Source organism: Flavobacterium sp. B167r, assembly GCF_056824315.1.
The window spans coordinates 3,955,962-3,973,231 of the sequence record NZ_CP124859.1 but is presented as its reverse complement, the minus strand read 5'-3'; the positions used below and the strand labels follow the sequence as shown (position 1 = coordinate 3,973,231).

The window sequence follows — 17,270 nt, the reverse complement described above, 5'->3', positions numbered from 1 at the left end:
ATAATTATTTAATAAATGACCAATCGGTCATATTTTATATAAAAAAAATTATATCTTTTTTTCGGATATATTTTTTTTAAGTGTTTGCACTATTGTTTTCATATTGTCATTGTTTCCAGACATTCTAGACATCAAATGCCCGCCTTCTAACATAGCAAAAAGAACAGTCGAAAATTCGGTTGCATTCCATTTTGGATCGAACTCTTTATTTATGATTCCTTTTTCTATGATTGAAGTCAAAAGCTGCTGTCCTCGTTTAATGGCATTATTTACTTTTTCCTTTACAATCGGATTTGTATCGTCTGCTTCTGTTCCGAAATTCAATAAAGGACAGCCACCAATAAGCGGCGGATTTATCGGATTGCTAAAAAAATCGATATAAGCAAATAACTGTTCTGCAGCACTTTTTCCTTGAGAAAGTTCAGCCTGAATTTTATTGCTCAATATTTTCATATTATGATCTACAGCGGCGCAGGCCAAAACATCTTTGTTTTCAAAATGAACATACATGCTTCCTTTAGACAATTTGGTTGCCTCCATAATATCGCTCATAGAAGTTGCAGCGATTCCTTTTGTATTAAAAATAGGAGCGGCTTTTTCTATAATAAATTGTCTGGTTTCTTCACCTTTTGTCATGATAGGTCATATTTACGATGCAAATATATGACCGATTGGTCATTTATACAAATTTTTGAGATATTATTTTTTAATATTTTGATTTTTAGTAAATTAAATTATATCTAAAATCAATCAATTCCGCCATAACGCAGGGTAGATCCTAGAATAAGCATGGCAACTCCAATGGAAGTAACCGTTAAAATTATTATGGCAATTCGATACAGATTATATTTATTAAGGTTTGGAATAACATAAAATTGTGCGCAGATTGCACAAATGAAAGTACAAAAAAGTAAAATCAATTTTAGTGAAACTACTGTTTCAAATCCGCTTGAAAAATGAAACCAAGTTTCTGCTTTTACACCAAAATCATATGCCATCCAGATTCCTGTAATAATAAGTAGAGCAAGAGACGACATTCCGAGTGTTTCAAATTTCTTTTCAAAATTTAAAATAATCTGAGGATCTTTCTTCTTTAATGCTGTTGGAAGATAACAAATTGCCAAAAGTAAATGACCGCCAACCCAGATTGTTGCCGCTAAAAGATGAATTATTAGTACACAATGATGTAAAGTCATATAACATTCATTTTGAAGTTATTACTCCCTAAAAATAACTTTTATTTTTGGAGTTGAAAAATCTTTAAGACTTATTTCTTTATCCGAATCGTCTAGTTTTGAGAGTGTTGGCACATTATTCATAAAAAGCTGTACATAATAATTTCCTTCAAAATTCTTTGTTTCTAAATATTCAATCATCTTCACAAAATCATTTTCAGAAATTAAGGAAGAATGAAAAGTCGTTCGAACCTCAAACGGAATATTCGATTGAATTAAAAGCGAAAGACTTTCTTCAAATTCAGAAAATAAGCCTGATTGCGTTAGGTGTTTAAAGGTATGAGGAAGACTTTTGAAATCTAACGCAACATAATCAATTAATTGGTTATGAATCAGGCTATTTAATATTTTAGGATCGGAACCGTTGGTATCTATTTTAACCGCAAATCCCATTGCTTTGATTTCTTTTATAAAATCAATTATATTTTTGTGTAAAGTGCATTCGCCACCGCTTAAAACCACTCCGTCTAATAATCCTTGTCTAGTTTTTAGGAAAGAAAGAACTTCATTAAAATCAATTTTTCCTTTTCCTAAAACAATATCAGGATTGTAGCAGTATAAACACCGCATGTTACAGCCCGCAAACCACACTATGCAAGCTGTTTTATGCGGATAATCTAATAAAGTAAAAGGCGTGAGGCTAAATATTCCTTTAATAGATAATGGTTTCTTCGAAATGTGTGCGTTGTTGGTGTTCACCTTTTTTTCCAATATTAAAACTTTCTACAGGTCTGTGATATCCCATTACACGCGTATAAACCAAACATTTACTTCTTTGGGATTTTTTTTCTTCTAGAATTTTAAGCGTTTTCGTTCTCATAAGCCAAGTGTTTTTGATTGTTTTTTTTGAGTAAAATTTCGTCGCATTTTGGACAATATTCATGTTCACCGTTTAAGTAGCCATGAATAGGGCAGATGCTGAAAATTGGTGTTACAGTTATGTATGGCAGTTTAAAGCTGGTTAAAACTTTTTTTACGAAGCTTTTACAGGCTTCTGGGCTGCTTATTTTTTCTCTCATGTAAAGATGCAAAACTGTACCGCCAGTATATTTGCATTGTAATTCATCTTGAAGCAATAAGGCTTCAAAAGGATCGTCGGTATGATCGACCGGAATTTGTGAACTATTCGTATAGTAAATATTCTCGTTTTGTCCCGCTTGCATAATCTCAGGAAAACGTTTCTTATCTTCTTTCGCAAAACGATAGGTTGTTCCTTCGGCAGGAGTTGCTTCTAGATTGTAAAGATTTCCCGTTTCTTCTTGAAATTCCTTCATTCGCAATCGAATATGATCTAGAATTTCTGTGGCGAAATGAATTCCAGAACTGCATGTAATATTTTGTTTTCCTTCAGAAAAATTCAAAACCATTTCGTTCATTCCGTTTACACCGATAGTCGAAAAATGATTTCTAAAATGCTTCAAATAGCGTTGCGTGTAAGGATAAAGTCCGCGGTCGTACATTTCCTGAATAAAGATTCTTTTTTTCTCTAAAGTCGATTTGGCTATTAGAAGCAATTCATCTAAATGCTCAAACAGATTGATAATGTTTCCTTTGTGCAAATATCCCAAACGTGCCATATTTATGGTTACAACGCCGATGCTTCCTGTCATTTCTGCACTTCCAAAAAGACCATTTCCTCGTTTTAATAACTCTCTTAAATCGAGTTGCAAACGGCAGCACATGCTTCGAACGGCGTTTGGTTTGTAAGCTTCTGGATTTTCGACACGATTTCCATTTTCATCCAAAATATATTGGCTTCCAATAAAATTCTGAAAATAAGAGGAACCTATTTTAGCTGTATTTTCAAATAATAAATCGACATTTTCTCCTTTCCAGTCAAAATCTTCTGTAATATTTACTGTCGGAATCGGAAATGTAAATGGCTGTCCGTTTGCATCTCCTTCAGTCATAATTGTGTAATAGGCTTTATTAATGAGATTCATTTCCTTTTGAAAATCTCCATATTTTAAATCTATTAGTTTTTTAACGCCTCTGTTTAGGGCTTCTAAAATCAGATTTTCATTTTTAATATTCGAGAACAAATGAAGATCATTTCGTGTTGGAATCTGTTCTTTTAAATCCTCTGGAACATTCCAATCTAAAGTGATATTCGTAAAAGGCGATTGACCCCAACGTGCTGGCACATTCAGATTGTAAACAAAACTTCTGATTCCTTTTAAAACTTCTTCATAAGAAAGCTGATCTTTAAAAACATAAGGAGCCAAATACGTATCAAAAGAACTGAAAGCTTGAGCGCCTGCCCATTCGCTTTGCAAAATTCCCAGAAAATTAGCCATTTGACCTAAAGCTTCTCTAAAATGAGAAGGAGGTCTGCTCTCGACACGGCCGCGCACGCCATTAAAACCTTCATTTAATAGCACACGCAGGCTCCAACCAGCGCAGTATCCGGTAAGACAATCCAAATCATGGATGTGTATGTCGCCATTCCTATGAGCAGAACCTTCTTCTTTGTTATATATTTTGTCAAGCCAATAATTGGCAATCACTTTTCCTGCGGTATTGCTGACTAACCCAGCGTTTGAATACGAAATATTGGCATTGGCATTAATTCTCCAATCCGATTGATTGATGTATTCTTCGACAGTTTGTGTACTGTCAATATATGTCGTGTCGTCGTTTAAACCATTAATATGTTCTCGCTGTAATTTTCTCGTGTGACGATAAATTATAAACGAACGCATGGCCTGGAAATAGCCTTTCTCAAAAAGCGCTCTTTCAATCATGTCCTGAATTTCTTCTACAGGCCACGAAAATTTTACCTCAAGATCAGAAAGAACAGTTTTGAAAATTCTCTGATCTATAGGTTGATTGACGCTTTGAAAGGCTTTTTGAATGGCATCCTGAATCTTATAAGCTTCAAAAGGCTTATAATCTCCGTTGCGTTTGATTACATATTTCTCCATGGTATTTTTTTAATTTATGACACTTTTTCAAATGTTTTTTCAAGTTCGATTGCTTTTGGAAATAAAATGTTGTTTTCCAAATGAATATGCTTTTTCAAATCTTTATCAAATTCTTCGAGCATGGCAAAAGCGGCTTTGTACGTATTGCAAGATTCAATAGGAGGGGTGTAATTGTTGGTTAAAGCCGCAATTCTTTTAAAGCGTTCTCCTTCGGTAACATGATCGTCTTTTAATGTTGCAATTGGGGTTTCAATAGATAAAAAAGGCGGTGTTTCCAGCTCTTGACCTTTACTGTGTGCGATTTTCATTTTTTTAATAAAAGGAAAAACAACCAACTCTTCTCTTTTCATATGAGCTGTTAGATCTAAATACGATTTTGAAAAAATAGTATGAATCTCATGAAGCTCAGGATGAATCGCACCGTGAACACCGCATAATTTATTTAAGTATTGAAGAATAATGGGCGATTTTTCTTCAACATATTTATGATGGATTTTTGTGATATAATCTGCAATCATGTCTGCTGTCCAGGTTTTATAATCGAAAGACTGGTTGGCAGAACTGCTTCTTGCTTTTTCAATATGCTCAATAAGAACACTTTCTTCAATATCTCTTTTTTTACAGACTTCTTCGATTGTTCGATGACCTTTGCAGCAAAAATCGATATTGAATTTTGTAAAAATGGCTGCTGTTTTGAAATCGTCTGCTACGATTTCACCAATTGTGGTTTTGCTTGTTAGTTTCATAGTGTAGGGGATGTATAAATTAACTTTGGTTTCAGCACATTTGTTTGTTTGGCGCGGCTTTACATTGTTTGATAATAAGCAATGAGGTTGCGATCATATTCGAAAATTCTATAAACGGAATAGTGATTTCATGTGTTTCTGTAAGCGAAACGGCATCATTATGCAATGATTTAATTTTCTCGAAAGCGAAATCTGAATCGCGTTCTTCGCTTGTGTAAAATGAAGTCACCAATTTTTGCAATTCTTTTTTTAGTATTTCAAAAGAATGATAATCATCGGTTTGCTCTGCTTTTGGAAACTTCGGAATTAATATTTTGGATGAAAAAACAAACTCAGCAATAGTTCGATCAACATTCTCTGAAGCTTGATGAGCAAATACTAAAGCTTCAAGAAGTGAGTTTGATGCGAGACGATTTTTTCCATGAAGTCCAGTTCTAGCGCATTCGCCAATTGCATAGAGGTTTTTAATATTAGTCACTCCATTTAAATCTACTTTAATTCCGCCACATTGATAATGAGCAGCAGGAACAACTGGAATCAAGTCTTTTTCAGGTTTTATTCCCAATTCATTGCAATGAGCTGCAATTACTGGAAAATGAGCATAAAATTTGCGTGCATCCAGATGTCTGCAATCCAAGTAAACATGATCTTTTCCGCTCAGTTGAAGTTCTTTGCTGATAGCATTTGACACCATGTCTCTTGTTGCCAATTCACCTCTGATATCATATTTAAATAAAAATCTTTTCTCTTCTTCGTTTACAATATGAGCGCCAAAACCTCTCACAGCCTCTGAAATCAAAAACAACGGATTTTCTTTTCCTGTAAATAAAGCTGTTGGATGAAACTGAATGTATTCCATCTCTGCAATTTCTGCTCCTGCACGCGCTGCCATTACCAATCCGTCGCCCGTTGCGATTTTTGGGTTTGTCGTGTTTTCAAAAAGTTGTCCGCATCCTCCAGTGCTTAAAACGATAGTTCGCGTTCTCATGTATTTGATGCGATTGTGTTTTTTTTCATAAAAGAAAACTCCGGTACAAGTAGTTTTAGCTTTTTTTGTTTCGGCATTTATGTCAATGACCATATGATTTTCTAAAAGTTCAATATTGGGCATCTTTTTAATAATTTTGAGCAATTTGCTCTCAATTTCTTGTCCGGAGCTATCTTTATGATGTAATATTCTATGTTGAGAATGTCCGCCTTCGAGACCTAAATCCCATTGGCCTTTTTCATCTTTGTCAAAAGAAGTTCCAATTTCGATTAATTCCTGAAGCCTTTCGGGAGCTTGTTTAATAACCATCTCAACAACTTCTTTATCACACAAACCTCCTCCAGAACGAAGCGTATCATGTATGTGTTTATTAAAACTGTCTTTTAAATGGTCTGTAACTACCGCAATACCGCCTTGAGCCAGTCGTGTGTTGGTATTTTTGGCAGTTTCTTTCGTCATTATAACAATCGATAAATCTGGACGTTTTTTTGCCGTTTTCATGGCAAAAAATAATCCTGAAATACCAGAACCTATGATCAATATATCTGTTTTAAGCATGTTATTTTGATTTAGCATTGTTGCGTTTTTTATGAGAGTTCAAGCATTCTTTTTATAGGTTTTAGCGCTTCTGTTCTCAGTTCTTCTGTAACCAGCATTTCTGGGCTTTCATTTTTAAGGCACAAATACAGTTTTTCGAGTGTATTCATTTTCATAAAAGCACATTCGCTGCAGGAACAGCTGTTGTCTTCTGTGGTAGGAGCCGGAATCAGCGTTTTATCAGGCACTGCTTTTGCAAGCTCATGTAGGATACCGGCTTCTGTGGCCACAATGAAAACGGCAGTAGGATCCGTTTTAATGAAATTAATAATTCCCGAAGTCGAGCCAATGTAATGTGCTGCTTTTAAAATATGACTTTCAGATTCAGGGTGTGCTGCAATTTTTGCAGTAGGATTTTTGTTGTATATCTCAATTAGTTTGTCTAATGAAAAGGCTTCGTGCACAACGCATGAGCCTTTCCATAAGACGAGTTCGCGCTTGGTTTCTTTTTGAAGATATTTGCCTAAATTTTCATCTGGCGCAAATATTATTTTTAGTTCTACAGGAATAGATTCAATTATTTTTTTGGCATTCGCCGAAGTGCAAACTAAGTCGCTCATGGCTTTTATTTCAGCAGAACAATTGATGTATGTGACCACAACGTGATCGGGATGCTGTTCTTTAAATAATTTGAAATCTTTTGGAGGACAGCCATCTGCAAGAGAACAGCCAGCATTCCAATCGGGTAGAACAACTTTTTTATTTGGGTTTAAAATTTTTGCTGTTTCTGCCATAAAATGAACTCCAGCAAAAACAATGATATCGGCATTTGTGTTTTGAGTTTTTTTAGCCAATTCAAGACTGTCTCCGATAAAATCTGCTATTTCTTGAATATTCTCATCTTGATAATAATGAGCCAGGATCACAGCATTTTTTTCTTTTTTCAATCGGATTATCTCCTGTACTAAAAAGTTCTTGTCCATATTAATTGTTGAATTTTCGGCTTAGATAATGTTTAAAGCTGAGGGTATTTAAACTTGTTTTAAAATCTGTTTTAGCATATAATTTTAATAGGGTAAATGTATTATCATCATTTTTTTTAAAACATGATTCTAATCATAGTGTTAAATATTTATTTTTTTATATTACGCGGTGAAGGAGTTTTTTGATTAAGTATTTTGGGTAGAAGATGCAGATTATTTAAAAGTATTATTTAGATATTCTAAAGCTTTTGTTCCAAAGAAAAAGCCTAAAAAAAGAGAACTAATCTCTTTTTTCAGGCTTTAATTTTTGAAATTTTTAGAATTTATTTCGCGTCTATCAGCGTAAGTGAAACTCTTCTGTTTAGAGGTTTATTTTCGGCTGGAGTGTTGGGAACTAAAGGTTCGCTTTCTCCTTTTGAAAATAAATGCATACGGTTAGATTCAATTCCTTTATTCTGTAAATAATCAGAAACGGCTTGCGCTCTCTTCATTCCGATTTCGAGATTACGAGATTCAGTTCCTATATCGCAAGTATATCCTGTGATATTTAAATCTGTATCATTATTCGATTTCAGAATTTTGGCGATTTCATCTAATCTTGTAGCCAGTTCTGGCGTTACGCTGGTATTTCCGATTTTTTGGAACATAAGAGGTTTTTCAACTAATGTTCGTTCAGCTGGCGTCAGTTCTTTTTTAGCAGGAGTCGGTTCAACAACTTTTTGCTGTGCAGGAGGTGCTTGCTGAACAGGCGCTTCTGTTTGAGTTACTGCTTCTGCTTTTTGCTGTACAGGTTCTGGCTTATTTTTACTTAGCATAAAACCTAGTTTCAGCTGGATTCCCGCAGAAAAATAACGGCTTTCCTGAACAATTTTTCTATTTCCGCTTGTACCATTTGCTTGGATATTATCTAATCCAGTCGGATTGTAAGCAACGATGTTAAGATTGGCATTTTCTTTTGCTATTTCAGTCAAACCGTAATCGAGATATAAACCAGTGTAAAGCTGTGTTTTCTCTTTTAGTTTGAAAGTAAGACCCGTTTCTACACTTAAAAGAAAAGTAGGATCTAAGCTTACTGTTGTTTTATCTTGCCAATTGGTTACTTTACCAAATCCGTGAGAAGGCAGATCGTCAACTGTAAGATTCATATCTGGATAATAACCACTCAATTGCAATTCGGAAGCAGAAGCTTTTGCCGTTTGTTTTCCTGGAAATAGAATTTTTCCTCCAAATCCAAAATACACTTGAGTATTTGGTGAAACAAAAGTTCTGTATTGCATCATAAGTGGAACTGCAACAGAAATAAAATGCTGATCTTCTTTATAGTTTGTCGGAGTTACTTGATATTCAAATGCTGAAGTTTGATCATCAACTTCGTAACTTGAAATTGTATTTCCGTTTTTTAATTCAAAACTATTTTGATTATACATAACATCAATTCCTGTCAAAACTCCCCAATGGCTGCTGAAGAAATAGGTGTATCCAACACCTATTCCTCCACCAAATTTGAGTTTGCTATCTCCGATATTGCTATCATAAAGAATCCCCGACGGACCTCCATTGATCTTAACATTAATTTCCTGTGCTTTTATAGTGGCATTAAACAGTAGTAGTATGGCTATCGTGGTTTTAATTTTCATTGCTCGTAATTTTAAATTAAATCTCATTTTTATTTAACCAATAAGTTGATTGTTTTTAACTGACCATCAGCCAACTTAAGAACGACAATATATAAGGCTACTTGTGATGGTGCGGTAATTTGATTTTTGGCTTTTACATTTGGAATAGTTTGGACTAATCTCCCTGCAATGTCGTAAATGACTACCTCAGAACCGCTTAATTGAGATTCGCTAAAATCACACTCTAAAGTAAATTCACTTCCAGGTTTAACTGGGTTTGGATATATTTTGATCTTTTTAGTAAAAATGGTTCCAGTAGTTTCAATTGGACAAGATTTGATTGAATTTCCGTTTTTGTCTTTTGAAATTACATAATAAGTACCATTTAAAGGCAGAAGTTCGCTGTAATATTGGCGAGTTGCGCCAGAAATAGCTACTCCGTTTTTATACCATTGCCAAGCTACAAAGTTGTTCGATTTGTTATCAAAGAAAAGCACATTTGCCCATTGCTGTATAACAAGTCCAGATTGGCTTATTTCGATCGGTTTAACAACGGATGTTGCGGCATTATGATTTTGATCACCATTTTGTATAGCCGTAATTGTTGAGCTACCTGATCCAGTAATATTTAAAGTAGTTCCTGAAATTGTACCCAATGCTGCATTTGCAATAGTGTACGAAATTGGCAATCCGCTATCTGCTGTCGCAGTTAAAGCTACTGAGCTTGAATCTTGACATCCAAATTCTAAAGTTTGATTCCAAGTAATCGTTTGGTTGGCTTTAGTAATTTCAAATTCTGCACCGGTAAACTGAATTGTATAATCGGCACCAGCGTCGATTGTTCCAAGTTTAATGTTATATTTTCCAACATTTTCACCAGCATCTCTAGAAAGCAGACCGCTAAGTATAGAAGATGTATCTCCGTTGGCAAAACCTAGCGGTGTATAGTTGAATATAGGATCAGCGCTGCCATATACTTTAGTAATTCCTGCGGCTGCAGTTATAGTAAGAATGTATTTTGGTGTCGTGAAGCTAATTTCATTTCCATAATTTACAAAACCGTTGCTGTTTATGGCATAAGTTCTAACGTAGTACGTTCTATTTCCTCTAAGTCCTGATAAAGTGCTTGTAAATGTTCCTAATGTAGCAGTAGCATTTATTTTAGTATCTGCAGTCGTAGGAGTTGCATGCATTGCGTAGACAAAACCAACTTCTGTTAAACATTGCCCTTTGTCTGTATTTATTCCGTCAGAAGATGCAGAACCAGATAAAGATGCGCCACTTACAGTTATGCCAGTTGCAGCCGAAGTGTTTAAAACCACAGGATTTGCAGGCTGCAATATATCAATAGCAATAGAAGCTGAGCAAGAGTTGGCATCTGTAACGGTTACCACATAAGTTCCTGCTGTTAGACCAGTTACAGAAGCAGTGTTTGCGCCAGATGGTAACCAAGAGTAGGAGTAAGCACCTGTACCGCCAGTTGCGATAACTGTAGCCGATCCGTTATTTCCGTTATGACATGAAACGTCTATAGCACTTGCAGTTAAAGTTAAAGCATCAGGCTCTGTGATAACGATTGTATTTACAACTGAACACAAATTTTGATCTGTAACAGTTACCGTATAAGTTCCTGATTTTAGACCAGTTGCTGTTGCAGCAGTTCCTCCAGAAGGTGCCCATAAATAACTATAATTGCCTGTTCCTCCAGTAGCGACTACTGAAGCAGTACCATCATTACCGTCATGGCACGTTACATTTATATGAGAATCTGTTGCAGTAAGAGCAAGAGGCTCCATAACTTGAATAGTTTTTGTTACGAAACATCCGTTTGCATCTGTAACGGTAACGGTATAGGTGTTTGGACTTAATCCTGTTACTGTTGCTGTTGTTGCTCCAGATGGAGACCAAGAGTACGTATAATTTTCAGCTCCTCCAGAAGGAATTACTGTTACAGTTCCATTATTTGCCTGATTACATAAAACATCTGTTTTTGATATTGTTGCTTCAAGTAAAGTAGGTTGTCCAATGACTATGCTTTCTGTAACTTGACATAAGTTAGCATCTGTTACAGTAACCGTATAAGTTCCAGTAGAAAGACCTGATGCTGTAGCAGCAGTTCCTCCAGAAGGTGTCCATAAATAGGTGTATGTTCCAGTTCCTCCTGTAACGCTTACGGTTGCAGATCCGTTTGAACCTCCATTACAAGAAACATCAGTTTTAGATATTGATGGTATAAGTGCATCTGGCTGTGTAATTGTATAGCTTTCTGTTTTAAAACAACCATTAGCATCTGTTACCGTTAAAGCATAAGTTCCAGCAGCAAGACCTGATGCTGTTGCGCCTGTCCCTCCGGAAGGTGCCCATGAATAAGTATAACCAGGAGTTCCTCCAGTTGCATTAACAGACAATGTTCCGTTAGCGCCAGTATGACAACTGACATTTGTTTGTCCAGTTTTTGTGATTACAAGTGCTGGAGGTTCATTGATTGTAAAGTTTTTTACAATAGAACATCCATTATTAGACGTAATAGTTACGGAATAGTTTCCTGCTGCAAGATTAGTAGCTGTATCACTATTTCCTCCAGAAGGTGACCAAGCATAAGTGAATGGTCCAGATGCTCCTGATGGTATTACAGAGGCAGATCCCGTATTTCCGCCATTACATAGTAAATCTGTTTGCGAAGTAGACGCAATCAATGTATTGGTTGTAGTTATGGCAAAAGTCCTAGAAGCAGTACATCCATTGCCATCTGTAACAAGACAGCTATAAGTTCCTGCCGTAAGATTGGTAATAGTTTGGGTTGTTTCATTTCCTGGAGACCATAAGTAAGTATAACTTCCAACACCTCCAGATGGGGAAGCTGTAGCATCACCACCAGTTGAACAGGTTGCATTTGTGGTAGAACCACCTACAGTTAATTCTGAAGGTTCACCTATGAAGAAGTTTTCAGTAAGGCTACAGCCATTACCGTCTGTAATGGTACAGATGTAATTTCCTGTAGCTAATCCAGTAGCTGTTGACGCAGTTCCTCCAGAAGGGCTCCATATATAAGTATATGTGCCAGTTCCTCCTGTAGCAGTCACTGTAGCTGATCCCGTAGCACTGCCTTTACAAAGAGCATCTGTAGATGATTTTGAAGCAGATAAAATTGTTGGCTGGTTAATAGTAAAACTTCTAGTAGCTTGGCAAGCATTTGCATCGGTTACGGTTACGGTATAAGTGCCTGCTGCAAGACCTGTTGCTGTCGCTGCAGTTCCTCCAGAAGGCGACCAAGAATAAGTATAACCAATAGTTCCTCCAGTTGGTTCAACTGTAGCAGTTCCATTAGCACCTCCATTGCAGGAAACATCTGTCTGGCTTCCTCCAGTTAATGCGCTTAAAGGCGCAATTGGCTGTCCAATAGTAAAAGTTCTAGTTGCTTGGCATGCATTAGCATCAGTTACCGTTACGGTATAAGTGCCCGCTGCAAGACCTGTTGCTGTAGCAGTTGTTTGAGTAGGAGTTGTATCCCAAGAATAAGTGTAACTAGGAGTTCCTCCGTTTGGAGAAACCGTTGCAGTCCCATTAGCGCCTCCATTGCAGGATACGTCCGTTTTGCCTCCTCCAGTTAACACGTTTAAAACCGAAGCTGGCTGTCCTATAGTGAAAGTTCTAAATGCTTGACATGCATTAGCATCTGTTACCGTTACGGTGTAAACTCCCGCAGCAAGACCTGTTGCTGTTGCTGCAGTTCCTCCAGAAGGTGCCCATGAATAAGTATAACCAGGAGTTCCTCCAGTTGGCGCAACCGTAGCCGACCCATTACTGCCTCCTCTACATGATACGTCTGTTTTACCTCCTCCAGTCAATGCGCTTAAAGCTGCAGCTGGTTGCCCGATAGTATAGCTTCTAGTTGCTTGGCATCCATTAGCATCAGTTACTGTTACAGTATAAGTGCCTGCAGAAAGACCTGTTGCCGTAGCAGTTGTTTGAACGGGATTTGTGTCCCAAGAATAGGTATAAGTAGGTGTTCCTCCTGTTGGTGCAACCGTTGCAGTACCATTGCCGCCTCCATTACACGACACGTCTGTTTGACCTCCTCCAGCTAATGCGCTCAAAACTGTGTTAGGCTCACCAACAACAATATTGCTTATAGGAAAAGTACATCCGTTAGCATCTGTTATTGTGACAGAATAAGTTCCTGCAGTAAGTGCTGTTCTATCTTGAGTTGTTGCTCCACCATTCCAATTGTATGTATATGGAGAGGTTCCTCCAGTTGGGGTAAGATCAATAGAGCCAGTAGATTCACCATTACATGAAACATTGCCTACTGTCACACTTCCTCCAAGCGGAGAATTAGGCTGATTAATAGTAAAGCTAAAAGGTTTTGAACATGTATTAGCATCAGTAATTGTTAGGTTATATGTACCTGCAATTAGTCCTGTTCTGTTTTGTGTAGTCACTCCATCATTCCATAAATAGGTAAGAGTTCCTGTGCCGCCACTTGGAGTAAGAGTTATACTTCCTGTATTTCCTCCAAAACAAGCAATATGATTTAGTACTCCTGATGTAGAAATTGCAGGAGGTTGCGTTACTAGAATATTATTAATAGTTCCAGAACAAGAATTAGCATCGGTAATCGTAACAGAGTATAAACCTGCCATAAGTCCTGTTCTATCTTCAGTTGTAGTTACTCCATCATTCCATAAGAAAGTATAAGGTCCAGTTCCTCCTGCAGGTGTAAGATCTATGGCTCCAGTATTACCTCCATTACATGCTACAGTAGTTATTAATATTGATCCGCCAATTACCGCCGGCTGATTAACAACAATATTATTTATTGTTTGACTGCATCCATTAGAGTCGGTAATGATAACGGAATAAGTGCCGGCTGTAAGACCGGTTCTGTCTTGAGTTGTTATTCCGCCACTCCAATTGTAGGTGTAAGATCCGCTTCCTCCACTTGGAGTAAGGTCTATTGCACCATTATTTCCTCCGAAGCAAGAAACATTAGTTACGCTAATTCCGCCTAATATAGCTGGGTTTTGAATTATATTAAAGCTTTTAGAAATCGAAGTTCCTTCGCCATCAGTTATTAAAACAGTATAATTAGTGTTCGCCGCTAAACCTGTTATTGTAGCTGTTGTAGCACCATTAGACCACACATAAGTGTAAGGTAATTTTCCACCTGAAGGAGTTACTGTAGCTGTTGCGTTACTAGAGCCATTACAAGCAACTGTCTGCGATTGTGTAGCAGATAGAGCAGCGTTGGTTGTAAATGAGGCAGGACTTCCGTAAGCTATTCCTACTGAATTTTGCGCATATGCTCTATAGTGTATCATTGCTCCAGAAGGAAGCGAATTGACTGGAACAGTAAAACTTCCAGTTCCCACATTTCCTGTGACTTGTGTTACACCAGGACCACCAATTACAGGATTTGTCGATAATGACCAAACAATTCCTCTATTTATAGTACCAGTATCACCACCATTATCGTTTGAGCCTCCTAACGTAGCAGACATTGCTCCAAAAGTTGTTACAGGAGTTGTTGTGGTTACTGTTGGAGCACTAATAAGGCTTATATTTGGAGTAGTGTAGTTAACAGGTAAGATTCCTTGACTGCCTGCAGGTGTAGAAGTTGGCGTTGTAATAATCCAGTTACTGTACGTATTAATGCTTGTTCTTATAGCAGTAGCAGTACCCACTAAGGGACCCGTATATTTTGCAAAAAATTGTGATGGTTCTGTAATCCCAGGAAATAATGAAACACAATTTTTTCCGTTTTCTAATCCCCATGGTTTTATACTTTCTCCTCCACCAAGACTTGCTGTTATAGCAGGATTATTCCAATGTGTAACTGAATCATAATTATTATCATTGTAATCGCCATGAACACCCGCTATAAAAGTTATATTTGTTTGTACCGGTTCTGGGTCTGGTATCGGAACTGATACTGGTGTCATTGTAGGTCTCATTACATTTCCAACACTTTGATAGGCTAGCATCTGGTCCCCTGCAGATAGATTAAAGTTGTAAGCGGGCCCTGTAGGATTAATTACAAAACTACTTGTCACATCACCAATTACACTTGCAGTTGCAGTAAAGGTGTTGTTGTTTGCTACAGTTTCGATCACAGATATGATTGTTCCTACGGTTACATTCTGAGGAATTGTCCATCTAATGTGTGGTTCATTGCTTCCTATCCAGCCATTTACAGATAAACCTTCTTCAGTAAAGTATACAATTTGTCCAGCTGGTAAAGCTTTTAGGGCAATAAAACTGAACCCATCTTGGCCTCCAGTATCAAAGCCGATAAAAGCAATATCACCAGGCCCTAAAGTCTGTCCTTTTATATTTTGATGTAAACCAAATAGGCAAAAGAACGTAAAAAATAAAAGTAATTTTTTTTTCATAACATACAATTTAGTTAGTGACATAGATAAGCATTGTCCCAGCCTCCTATGTGGTTAGGTTTCGTTAGTGAAGCAAAAGCCTTAATAAAATCTCCATCGTTTATCAATGTTTCAATTTTTCTAAAGCTTATATTATTGAAAGAATCCAAATTTAATTGGTATATATAATGATTGAATTTGGTTCTGTTGGTATTCTTATCAAATCGGATACTGCCTCTTGGGCCTTCAATATCTAATTTGTGCATTTCTTCAATTAAAGAACTTGTTTTAAAATTGTTAGCTTTTAAAAGTATGTTCTTTAATATCAGCCCATTTTCATAACCTAAAATTGAAAATAGGGTTGGGTTTTCATCGTAAACAGCTTTATATTCTGAAGTAAAATCTGTTGAGTCTGTGTCATTTTGCATCCAGCTGCTGACTACATAAAGCTCGTGAGGATTATTTTTGTATTCGTCCAAAATTTTATCATTGATAAAAAAAGGTGTTACATAAAAGGGGTATTTTTGAGTAAGTTTATTTTGTTTTAGAAAATCAGCATTTTCTTCTGCATATAAACCGCTATAAAATGCAAAAATAGCATTGGGTTGCTGTGTATTTATAATATGATCCATATGTGTCGCTTCATTTTCTCTCGGCACAAAAGGAGTGATATAATGCCCCGTAAAATGATTTTGTTTATTAAAAGCATGTTCTAAAGCAGCAATCAAACCATATCCTGAATCATAAAATGAAGTAGAAGTTGCTATTTGATACTTTTTATGGGTAAAATATTGGCCTAAATAATAGCAAGAATCAGTTAATCCCAATGAATTTATAAATATGCTCTTGTAATCAGATGTTTGATAGGGAGTTGCTGCCCCTAAATCTGCGGCTAACAATAAAATATCATTATTAGAAGCATATTTATAGACTTCAGGCATGTTATAGTGACCCAGAAAACCAATTATAATTGATATATCTTCTTGAAAGTTAAGCTTCTGAAGTTTATCAATTATTAGTTTTTCATCTGCACCAATACCAATACTTTCTACAAAAAATTTTACGTTTAGATTATTGAGTTTTAAACCTCTTATAAAATCTTTGTCTAATGAAGGATATTGTTGCGACTTTGGAATTAAAATGCCTATTTTAATATCGTTATCCATAAAATGAGATTAAAAATAGAGGCAAATAATGCCTCTATTTAAGTTTATTAGTTTCTAGAAGGAAAAATTCCAGATGTTGCAATACACATATTAACAACAAGATATGGATTACGTAAAGGAAAAGGTTGAGTTCCTCCAGTTAATCCTGTGTTACCTGCCAAAGCTACAGTTCCAGTAAAGCCTCCAATTTTGTCAGTCCCACTTCCTCCTGGTTCACTGTAGATGTTTGGTGTTGAACCACCAGAAGAAAAAGAGTTATTTCCCCCATCAGTTATATTAGTAATTGTTCCTCCAACTACAGAATTTGCAGTTAGACTTACTGTTCCTGTCCCAGTAGTCGCAAGGGTATGTCCGTGAGCAGGTATATTTAATGTTGATAAAGTAAATTGTTCATTACCTGCTTTTTCGCCCATTGTGAAATTACTTAGAGCTGGCCCTTGACCAAAATGAATAGGAGTTCTTCCTCTTAGATCAGGAAGACCAAATGTCGACACGCCATCGCCTCCGAAAGTTGTTCCTAGTAATGAAAATAATGCAGAATTCTGTGAGATCGACATGACTTGGCCGTTGCAAAAAGCCCATCCTCTAGGGGCGAAATTAAAAGCGAAACTCAAAATTGTTCCAAGGAAAACTTCCATAGTTTGTAAGATTTAATTGTTAGTATTAGTTTTTCCGTAGTATTTTACTACAATGCTAAATTACTT

At 36.5% G+C, this 17,270-nt stretch carries 12 protein-coding genes; all 12 read right to left on the bottom strand.

Annotated elements, in window-relative coordinates:
• Nucleotides 1-48: 48 nt before the first annotated feature.
• The 12 genes from QLQ96_RS17840 to QLQ96_RS17785 all read right to left on the bottom strand — a co-directional run bounded on the left by QLQ96_RS17840 (nucleotide 49) and on the right by QLQ96_RS17785 (nucleotide 17,204).
• Nucleotides 49-636, bottom strand: coding sequence for a TetR/AcrR family transcriptional regulator (locus QLQ96_RS17840; RefSeq protein ID WP_482492211.1), 588 nt, complete (start codon nucleotides 634-636; stop codon nucleotides 49-51).
• 110 nt (nucleotides 637-746) lie between these two features.
• Nucleotides 747-1,196 (bottom strand): copper resistance protein CopD, encoded by a 450-nt coding sequence (locus QLQ96_RS17835; protein ID WP_482492209.1) that lies wholly within the window; start codon nucleotides 1,194-1,196, stop codon nucleotides 747-749.
• A gap of 21 nt (nucleotides 1,197-1,217) precedes the next feature.
• Nucleotides 1,218-1,934: an anaerobic ribonucleoside-triphosphate reductase activating protein gene (locus QLQ96_RS17830; protein WP_482492208.1), complete on the bottom strand. Its 717-nt coding sequence runs from the start codon at nucleotides 1,932-1,934 to the stop codon at nucleotides 1,218-1,220.
• Nucleotides 1,888-2,055: an anaerobic ribonucleoside-triphosphate reductase gene (gene nrdD, locus QLQ96_RS17825; protein WP_379699840.1), complete on the bottom strand. Its 168-nt coding sequence runs from the start codon at nucleotides 2,053-2,055 to the stop codon at nucleotides 1,888-1,890. Before nrdD ends, QLQ96_RS17830 begins: the two co-directional genes overlap by 47 nt.
• Nucleotides 2,036-4,159: a ribonucleoside triphosphate reductase gene (locus tag QLQ96_RS17820; RefSeq protein ID WP_482492206.1), complete on the bottom strand. Its 2,124-nt coding sequence runs from the start codon at nucleotides 4,157-4,159 to the stop codon at nucleotides 2,036-2,038. The genes nrdD and QLQ96_RS17820 overlap by 20 nt, the downstream gene beginning before the upstream one ends.
• Before the next feature lie 14 nt (nucleotides 4,160-4,173).
• On the bottom strand, nucleotides 4,174-4,905 hold the full coding sequence (ric, locus tag QLQ96_RS17815; protein WP_482492205.1) for an iron-sulfur cluster repair di-iron protein: 732 nt from the start codon (nucleotides 4,903-4,905) through the stop codon (nucleotides 4,174-4,176).
• 31 nt (nucleotides 4,906-4,936) lie between these two features.
• Complete coding sequence (gene nadB, locus QLQ96_RS17810; RefSeq protein ID WP_482492203.1) at nucleotides 4,937-6,469, bottom strand: L-aspartate oxidase; 1,533 nt, start codon at nucleotides 6,467-6,469, stop codon at nucleotides 4,937-4,939.
• An 11-nt stretch (nucleotides 6,470-6,480) separates the two neighbouring features.
• On the bottom strand, nucleotides 6,481-7,413 hold the full coding sequence (gene nadA, locus QLQ96_RS17805; RefSeq protein WP_482492202.1) for a quinolinate synthase NadA: 933 nt from the start codon (nucleotides 7,411-7,413) through the stop codon (nucleotides 6,481-6,483).
• A 323-nt stretch (nucleotides 7,414-7,736) separates the two neighbouring features.
• Nucleotides 7,737-9,050, bottom strand: a complete 1,314-nt coding sequence (locus QLQ96_RS17800) for an OmpA family protein (protein ID WP_482492201.1) — start codon at nucleotides 9,048-9,050, stop codon at nucleotides 7,737-7,739.
• A gap of 29 nt (nucleotides 9,051-9,079) precedes the next feature.
• Entirely contained in the window at nucleotides 9,080-15,421 is a 6,342-nt protein-coding gene (locus QLQ96_RS17795; RefSeq protein ID WP_482492199.1) for an MBG domain-containing protein, read from the bottom strand.
• A gap of 14 nt (nucleotides 15,422-15,435) precedes the next feature.
• A complete protein-coding gene (locus QLQ96_RS17790) occupies nucleotides 15,436-16,566 on the bottom strand; it encodes an ABC transporter substrate-binding protein (protein ID WP_482492197.1) in 1,131 nt (376 codons plus the stop codon).
• Between the two features lie 47 nt (nucleotides 16,567-16,613).
• Entirely contained in the window at nucleotides 16,614-17,204 is a 591-nt protein-coding gene (locus QLQ96_RS17785; protein ID WP_482492195.1) for a phage tail protein, read from the bottom strand.
• Nucleotides 17,205-17,270: the final 66 nt, after the last annotated feature.

Coding starts and splice junctions, on each gene's coding strand:
- QLQ96_RS17840 (WP_482492211.1), bottom strand. CDS start 636: ATGACAAAAGGTGAAGAAACCAGACAATTTATTATAGAAAAAGCCGCT.
- QLQ96_RS17835 (WP_482492209.1), bottom strand. CDS start 1,196: ATGACTTTACATCATTGTGTACTAATAATTCATCTTTTAGCGGCAACA.
- nrdD (WP_379699840.1), bottom strand. CDS start 2,055: ATGAGAACGAAAACGCTTAAAATTCTAGAAGAAAAAAAATCCCAAAGA.
- QLQ96_RS17820 (WP_482492206.1), bottom strand. CDS start 4,159: ATGGAGAAATATGTAATCAAACGCAACGGAGATTATAAGCCTTTTGAA.
- ric (WP_482492205.1), bottom strand. CDS start 4,905: ATGAAACTAACAAGCAAAACCACAATTGGTGAAATCGTAGCAGACGAT.
- nadB (WP_482492203.1), bottom strand. CDS start 6,469: ATGCTAAATCAAAATAACATGCTTAAAACAGATATATTGATCATAGGT.
- nadA (WP_482492202.1), bottom strand. CDS start 7,413: ATGGACAAGAACTTTTTAGTACAGGAGATAATCCGATTGAAAAAAGAA.
- QLQ96_RS17800 (WP_482492201.1), bottom strand. CDS start 9,050: ATGAAAATTAAAACCACGATAGCCATACTACTACTGTTTAATGCCACT.
- QLQ96_RS17795 (WP_482492199.1), bottom strand. CDS start 15,421: ATGAAAAAAAAATTACTTTTATTTTTTACGTTCTTTTGCCTATTTGGT.
- QLQ96_RS17790 (WP_482492197.1), bottom strand. CDS start 16,566: ATGGATAACGATATTAAAATAGGCATTTTAATTCCAAAGTCGCAACAA.
- QLQ96_RS17785 (WP_482492195.1), bottom strand. CDS start 17,204: ATGGAAGTTTTCCTTGGAACAATTTTGAGTTTCGCTTTTAATTTCGCC.